The 8,181-nt window shown below is 44.9% G+C and carries 6 protein-coding genes and 1 tRNA gene; 6 read left to right on the top strand and 1 reads right to left on the bottom strand.

Features of this window, described 5'->3' with window-relative positions; translation table 11 throughout:
- A partial coding sequence (locus VIP81_RS15585; RefSeq protein ID WP_331962527.1) for a patatin-like phospholipase family protein occupies nucleotides 1–1,692 on the top strand: 1,692 nt, incomplete at its 5' end.
- Nucleotides 1,693–1,822: 130 nt separating this feature from the next.
- On the opposite strand, the gene VIP81_RS15590 is transcribed toward VIP81_RS15585, so the two are convergent.
- Entirely contained in the window at nucleotides 1,823–2,419 is a 597-nt protein-coding gene (locus tag VIP81_RS15590) for a tRNA-(ms[2]io[6]A)-hydroxylase (RefSeq protein WP_331962530.1), read from the bottom strand.
- A gap of 79 nt (nucleotides 2,420–2,498) precedes the next feature.
- Between VIP81_RS15590 and VIP81_RS15595 the strand changes: the two genes are divergently transcribed.
- The 5 genes from VIP81_RS15595 to VIP81_RS15615 all read left to right on the top strand — a co-directional run bounded on the left by VIP81_RS15595 (nucleotide 2,499) and on the right by VIP81_RS15615 (nucleotide 8,003).
- On the top strand, nucleotides 2,499–3,614 hold the full coding sequence (locus VIP81_RS15595; protein ID WP_331962533.1) for a pyridoxal phosphate-dependent aminotransferase family protein: 1,116 nt from the start codon (nucleotides 2,499–2,501) through the stop codon (nucleotides 3,612–3,614).
- Nucleotides 3,615–3,666: 52 nt separating this feature from the next.
- A complete protein-coding gene (locus tag VIP81_RS15600) occupies nucleotides 3,667–6,093 on the top strand; it encodes a penicillin acylase family protein (RefSeq protein ID WP_331962536.1) in 2,427 nt (808 codons plus the stop codon).
- Between the two features lie 78 nt (nucleotides 6,094–6,171).
- A tRNA-Lys gene (locus VIP81_RS15605) sits at nucleotides 6,172–6,244 on the top strand.
- 244 nt (nucleotides 6,245–6,488) lie between these two features.
- The gene (locus VIP81_RS15610) at nucleotides 6,489–7,205 is read left to right on the top strand and encodes a hypothetical protein (protein ID WP_331962539.1); all 717 of its coding nucleotides are present in this window, start codon (nucleotides 6,489–6,491) and stop codon (nucleotides 7,203–7,205) included.
- Nucleotides 7,206–7,352: 147 nt separating this feature from the next.
- The gene (locus VIP81_RS15615) at nucleotides 7,353–8,003 is read left to right on the top strand and encodes a hypothetical protein (RefSeq protein ID WP_331962542.1); all 651 of its coding nucleotides are present in this window, start codon (nucleotides 7,353–7,355) and stop codon (nucleotides 8,001–8,003) included.
- Nucleotides 8,004–8,181 lie beyond the last annotated feature (178 nt).

Here is an 8,181-nt window from a genome sequence, read left to right on the forward strand (position 1 = left end):
ACCAGTCTGCGTGCCAGTATGGCTATTCCTTCCATTTTTACCGCCGTAAAGATCGGTAATCGCAAATTGGTAGATGGGGGTGTAGTGCGTAACTTTCCCGTGATCACCGCCAAAGATATGGGGGCGGATATTGTTATTGGCGCCAATGTGAGCGGCGGTTTACGCAAGGCAGATCAATTGGTGACACCCTTTGATATCCTTTACCAGCTTGGTTTTTATAAGGATGCAGACGACTTTCAGAAAGCAATAAAGCATTGTGATATTTATATACCGATGAACAAGGAGCTGGAAAATTATTCTGCTGCGAGTTTTGGTAGCGTGGATTCCATTATTGAAGCGGGGCAGCGAAAAGGGAGAGAGTTGTATCCTGTTTTTAAACACCTGGCAGATTCACTGAATGCATTGTATCCGGAAGGACCCTTTGTAGAAAACCGATTGCCATTTTCTGCAGATATAGAACTCAGTAGTATCCGTGTAAGTGGCCTGGTACATTCTGACCAGAAATTCTTTTTACAAAGACTGCACCTGAAACCTAATGGTTGTTATACATCAGCACAGCTAAGAAATGCGATCCTCAACGTATATGGTACCCGTTTTTATAAACTCATCACCTACAACCTGGTGCCGGAAGGTTACGGTAAAAGCAGGATGGATATTACGGTAGAGGAAAATCCGCTTACCTATGTGAAGGTGGCGCTGAACTATAATACATTCACTGGTGCCAATGCCATTGTAAACCTCACCCAGCGTAATTTCATTGTGCCTAACTCCCGTTCATTTGTAACAGTGGCTATCAGTGAAAATCCGCGCCTGGAAGCAGAATACTTCAAGTACCTGGGACGCAGCCGGAACTTTGGATTTGGATTAAGTACCTATTATGAAAATAATGGTCTTACTTTTTATGGCGATGATTTTGAAAAGCAGCAACCCTATCGCAGTAAATATGCGAATGTGAATATGGATGTGCAGTATACCCTTAACCGGAATATGTCTATCGGCGCCGGTACCCGCTGGGAATACATCAAATACAAACCGCAGTTTTCCAATTTTCAGGATGTACGCGGCAGTACCAATCAGTTGAATACTTATTTGTATTACGGGATTAATTCGCTGAATCAGAAAATATATCCTACCAAAGGATTTTTGCTGGATTTTGAAGGCGGATTTATTTACAATCAACATTCTGGTATCAAGGTAAGTGTAGATGGGGTAGAACAGGACCTTGATAGTTTAGGGGTTCGTTTCAACGACTACCAGCGTTTTGTGCTGAACATGAAATATTATATTCCGATGGGTCGTAAGTCGGCCCTGGAGCTGGATGGTAACATTGGTTATAATCTGCATTATAATGAGTCGGTGGTGAATGGGTACGTAGTGGGCGGCATGAGTAATGTAGCACGCAACCAGGTGCCTTTTGTGGGCTTATACGAAGGGGAGGTGATTACACCGAAAATAGGGGCGGTGCAGGTGGCCTGGCAATATGAATTTATCCGGAATATATTTGCGATTCCACGCGTAGGCGCCGCTATTTACGATGGTGAGTTAACAGGCGGGAATCGTTATAAGTATCTGAGTGGTTATGGGCTGGGAGCTGGCTATAGCAGCCGGTTGGGGCCTATTGAAGCGACTATGATGTATAGTGATCAGTCGGGGAAGCTCAAGTTTTATGTGAATATGGGATTTAATTTTTAGCTGTTAGCTATTAGCTTTTAGGAAATGCAGCGAAGATCATCAGATATTAACTAACAGCGAATGGCCAAAACTTAATCTTCGCTGCATTTCCTAAAAGCTAAAAGCTAAAAGCTAAAAGCTAAAAGCTGCATCAATGCATTCTATCACCGCGCACATCAATATTCAGGAGAATTTCTGCTTCCATCTTCAGCCATTCCTGCCAGCGGTTTCTTACTTTATCTTCCGGGAAATATTCGTTGGCGAGATCGATAAATAACCTGTAGTGACCTGCTTCCGAGATCATGAATTTGCGGTAGAATTCGCGCATGTATTCATCTTCCAAACCTTCACTCAGCAGGCGAAAGCGTTCGCAGCTGCGGGCTTCAATCAATGCAAAGATGAGTAGTGCATCGAGGAAGCTGTCATCGGCATGGCCGCCTTTTACGCGGTTATCCATCAGGGCATTTACATATTCATCTTTTCGTTGCCGGCCCAGTGACAGGCCACGTTTTTTCATTTCCGCAAGTACCTGCCGGAAGTGGCCCCATTCTTCCGTAACAATGGGTGCCAGTTCTTCCACCATTTTTGTTCTTTCTGGATTACGCTGAATGAGCGAGATAGCAGAAGATGCTGCCTTTTGTTCGCAATAGGCGTGGTCCGTGAGAATGTCCTGCAATGAAATGGCTGCCAGATTTACCCATCGTGGGTCAGTTGGTAGTTTCAGTCCGAGTATAGATACTTTGCTCATGTTAATATATCCGTTTGCTGGTCGCTTTTTTGCGAAGATAACGGCAAAGTTTAAATTGTGCATCGCTAAAGACAGATCTATGACGCAGGACCGTACCTCTTTTTTAACACGTTTGCTTGATGAACGCAGGGAGCAACAGGCTTTCCGGGAATTACGTTTGCCGGGAGATAAAGTGGATTTTTGTTCCAACGACTACCTGGGACTGGCCAGGAATGCGGACGTACGTGCCGGTATTCATGCCTTGATGGAGGCGCGTCATCCTGCGCATGGCAGCACCGGATCGAGGCTGCTGGCCGGAAATTATCAATGGATAAACGATATAGAAAAAGATCTGGCCAATTTTCATCAGGCGCCTGCGGGACTGTTATATAATTCCGGCTACGACGCCAACCTGGGCGTATTTTCCTGTTTGGGCAGAAAAGGGGATACCATCATCTACGATCAGCTGATACATGCCTCTATTCGCGACGGGGTGCGGTTGTCCGCGGTACAGTCTTTCTCTTTTCTGCACAGCGATGTCACCGATCTGGAGAAGAAACTGAAAAATGCGGGCGGGAATATATTCGTTGCGGTAGAATCAGTATACTCCATGGATGGAGACCTGGCACCGCTAACGGCCATTGCCGCGCTTTGCGGGCAATATGGCGCGCATCTGATTGTAGATGAGGCCCATGCTACCGGTATCATCGGCCACAGGGGAGAAGGGCTGGTACAGCAGCTGCAATTAACCGATGCATGCTTTGCACGTATACATACTTTCGGTAAGGCAGTAGGTTGTCATGGCGCTGTGGTACTTGGATCGGAGATCTTACGTGATTACCTGATCAACTTCTCCCGATCCTTTATCTATACTACCGCGCTCCCGCCGGCAGCACTGGCCGCCATAGAAGCTGGCTATGCTGCATTTCCTTATATGTCTGCCGCAAGAGAGCAGTTATCGGCCCTCATCCGTCAATTCCAGGCGGGGTTGCAAAACGTGGAGTTGCTGGCAGGAAACACGCCTATACAAGCCGTGCTCACCAGGGGCAATGACCATACCCGCAAAATAGCCGGCGCATTGCAGCTGGCAGGGCTGGATGTGCGGCCCATACTGCATCCTACGGTGCCTAAAGGATCGGAGCGACTACGTATAGTGCTGCATAGTTTTAATACCCCTGAAGAAGTAGACCGGCTTATAAAAGTATTACAGGCATAAGCGGTTATGAATCAAATTTGATGTATTTTACATATTACATCCGATACGTAATATGAGAATCATACCCACAATTATTACCGCCGCAGTTACCTTATCACTCTCTTACGCTTTCAGCCATAAACTGGGACAAATACCACCCCTGGGAAATTTGTTAAGTCCGCAAACGGGCTTCTGGCAAAATGCAGAACCGATTGGTGAATTTCCCCGGGAAAAACTGGTATTGCCGGGATTAAGCGGCAAAACAGAAGTATGGTATGATGACCGTATGGTACCGCATATTTTTGCGGAAAATGAGGCCGACGCCTATTACGTACAAGGATATGTAACGGCACGCGACCGGCTGTGGCAAATGGAATTGCAGACCTACGCCGCCGCAGGACGTTTGTCTGAAATACTGGGACCTAAACTGATACAGTATGACCGCAGGCAACGCCGCCTCGGAATGGTGTATGCTGCAGAAGGTACTGTTCAGCAAATGATGGCCGACCCGGCTTCTAAAACGGCGGTAACATCCTATGCTGCCGGCATCAACGCCTACATCGCCACGCTTACACCCGCCACCTATCCGGTAGAATATAAGATCCTTGACTATAAACCGGAACAATGGGATGTGATTAAATCCGCGCTGCTATTGAAATACATGGCACATGACCTCGCCGGATTTTGTGATGACCTCGAATATACCAATGCGCGCCGACTGTTTTCCATGCAGGATTTCAACCTGCTATACCCGGACTTTCACGACGCCACCGACCCGATCATTCCGAAAGGTACCTCCTTTGCGACCGCGTCAGCCCGGGCCACTCCGCCGCCTGACAGCATCGTAGCCGCAGATGCCGCCTTCATGAAATTTAATATGGATAAACCAGATCCGGCAAATGGTAGTAATAACTGGGCAGTAGCCGGCAGTAAAACCCGCTCAGGCGCTCCTATCCTCTGTAGCGATCCTCACCTGGGATTATCACTGCCCTCGCTCTGGTACGAAATACAGCTGCATACCCCCGACATGAACGTATACGGCGCCTCTCTTCCCGGCGCTCCCGGCGTGATCATCGGCTTCAACGACCATATCGCCTGGGGTGTTACCAACGGAGAAGAAGATGTGAAGGATTACTACCGCATGCAGTTCCGAAACGGTGTTTCTGAATACTTGTACAACGGCAGCTACCGCAAAGCAGACCTGCGCGTGGAAGACATCAAAGTGAGAGGTGGCGCCACCATCCACGATACCGTTGCCTATACCGTTTTCGGCCCTGTTATCTTCGATAACACCTTTCCCGATAAAACTACCCGGCAAACATTTCTGGCCATGCGCTGGAAAGCACTGGACCCCTCCAACGAGCTGGGTACCTTTAATCAGCTAAATAAAGCCCATAATTACGACGATTACGTGGCGGCCCTCCGTACCTATACCTGCCCTGCCCAGAACTTCGTATTTGCCGATAAAGCCGGCGATATCGCTATCTGGCACAACGGACAATATCCCCTGCGCTGGAAAAATCAGGGTAAATGGATCATGCCCGGCAGCGATAGTACCTACGCATGGCAAGGATATATTCCGCATGAGGAACTGCCGCATATTAAAAATCCGACCCGCGGCTTCGTCAGCTCCGCCAACCAACGCGCTACCGACAGCACTTATCCATATGCACTATACGGTGAATACGATCTTTACCGCGGCGCACGCATCAACGAAAAACTGGCAGCCATGAGCGCCATCACCACACAAGACATGCAGCAGCTGCAAAACGATGATAAAAACCTCTTTGCCGCCGCCGCCATGCCGATGATCCGCAAACATATCGACAGCACTTCCTTCACCGCCGCAGAGCAGCCCTACTGGCAACTGCTTTCCTCCTGGGACTTTATGGCTACGCCAGACAGTAAAGCCGCCACCATTTTTAATCAGCTCTGGGCTCACCTGGAAGATACCATCTGGCAAGATGAGCTGCGTCCGAAAGACACCACCATCCTGACTTATCCGCAGTCTATTACCACACTGCAACTCTTATTACGCGATACCTCTTTTCACTTTATCGATAATATCAACACTCCGCAAAAGGAAACATTATCGCAGTTGCTCCACGGCGTATTCGTTACTACCGTCAAAGAACTTGCAGAGCTGAACAAAGCCGGCAAACTGGAGCTGGGCAAAGCCCGCGGCACAGATATTAATCATCTTTCCCGCGGTATCCCCGCCTTCAGCGCATTGCACCTGAATACCGGCGGCGGACAACATATTGTCAACGCTACCAAACAAACACATGGTCCTTCCTGGCGCATGGTAGTACAGCTTTCTGATAAGACTGAAGCCTTTGGTATTTACCCCGGTGGACAGAGCGGAAATCCGGGTAGTCCGTTTTATGATAACAGCGTAAATGATTGGGTATCGGGTAAGTATTACCAGCTGCATATTTTTAGTCAGGAAGAAAAAGATGAGGCTGTAATTCGCTACAAGCTTGTGTTTACAGGGAAGTGATAAAAATAGTTTCAACAAAATTTGGCTGGAAATAAATAATTCCTATCTTTGCACTCCGTTACAGAAAACGGGGTATACGATTCCCTAGCTCAGTTGGTAGAGCAATACACTTTTAATGTATGGGTCTTGGGTTCGAGTCCCAAGGGGATCACTGGAGAAACTTGAAACCTGCGCGCCGCGCGGGTTTTTTGTTTTTGGTCTATTTGTTAGTCTATCAAAGTGCGGATTCGCTGTTTCGGTTTACTTGGTTTTATTCGGGTTGACTTGTCTATATAAATTTAGTGATTTTATAGGAACTTAGGTATTAATCTCTAGTGCTTTTACGCACCACTTTAGTTTTTTCCTGTATAACTTCCGTATATTGAAGAATTACGATTTTAGCTTAAAATGCGATAATGGCAACAAAAGACTACATATTGATTTCAGTAAGTATTTGTGCTTTGATACTCTCCTTTATATCCCTTATTGTGACACTGGTTCAGAAAAACAAGGAGACTAAAAGAACAATTAGAAAAACCTTAACAGATACTTTGGAAAGTATCTCAAAGATTGATATTGAAACGACAAAGCTTAGAACATCAAAAGAAATTGACCCGTATTCAGAGGGGGCAATATCCTTAAGGCGTAGGTATAATTCTCAGAGACGTGTTCTAATTGCGCATGGAGATTTTCTCATATTGCGCTATGACAGCCTTGCCACTGAAATAGACTGTAATATTTTAGCAAGTGCATATGCAAATATTGGTGACCAAGACAAAGCCGAATATTTTTGGCAGAAGGCAGTGGACAAATCGGTATCATTACCAATTAAATTAATGAATTTGCGTGGTTTTGGACTTTTTCTATTTAGCCACAATAAAGTGGAGCTAGGAAGACAAATGTTTAATGAAGCAGTATCACTTGGATTGACTAGTAATGATGAAAATAAAGCCATCTTGAATGATACTTATCTTATGCTCTGTGATGTAGAAAAAGAATTTGGCAGCAAAGAAAAATACGAAGCTAGTTTAAGCAAGGCCATAGAAATTTGGTCGACAATCAACAATATAAGAAGAAAGGATGAGGTGTTCGTAAGAATGCGAAGAAAGTTACCCGAAGCTGATATCAAATAGCGGACTGCATAACACAATGTAATTCAATCTCGAAATATGCACCAAGGAAATTGTAGACTTTGCACAGAATTCGGCCAACTGACGTATGAACATGTTCCACCAAGGGTAGCCTTTAATAAGAATACTCGTTTTAAAAGTGTCCCTTTTATGGAATACATGAAGGAATCGAATCCTCTGGAAAGTAAAATCAAAGGAAAAATTGAACAGGGTGGTATTGGTTATTATTCTTTATGTGGCAGGTGCAATAGTTTTTTAGGAAGAAATTATGTAACCGATTATCAGAAGTATTCAAATACATTTATTGAATTTGCAAAAAAAAATGAGTTTAACCTATTTGAGTTCACAATGCATAATTTTAATGCGTTGAAGGTGCTGAAGCAAATAGTATCTATGTTTTTTTCCATAAACGATGATACGTTTTCGGAAAATAATAGAGAGGTCGCAGAATTTGTACTTGATTCGGAATCAAATAAATTATCAGAGCGAATTAGAGTTTTCAACTACTTAAATACCGAGGGACAGTTTAGAAACCTTCCGGTAATGGCATTAGGCAATTTGAGTTCAAAAGGAGTAGTAATAGCAACTGAATTAGCCTTTCCCCCTTTGGGACATGTGTTAACAATTGATTTTGATGGACAATTACCCTTTCATCAGGAGATAACATCATTCAAAGATTACAAATTTGATGAAACTATTTCGTTTGACTTCAGAGTATGCCGTCTGCCAACATATCTTCCATTTTTATTGGACTATCGAGACAAAGAAACAATTAAGGAATTAATTGATAAATCAGTATAGTTCACAGTTTACCGAATTAGGTGGATCCAGTCTTTACCATTTTAATGACCTATCGGCTCCTCCTGATTTAGTGCCAGAGGGGCATAGAGGATTCTATTATTTCTGTTACTTCTAACTCTCATGGCTGAAATCCCGGAGAGGTGATATTCGTTATACAACCGATCTTTTTTTCCTTTCT

Source organism: Chitinophaga sp. (assembly GCF_036566945.1).
In the GTDB taxonomy this organism is placed as follows: domain Bacteria; phylum Bacteroidota; class Bacteroidia; order Chitinophagales; family Chitinophagaceae; genus Chitinophaga.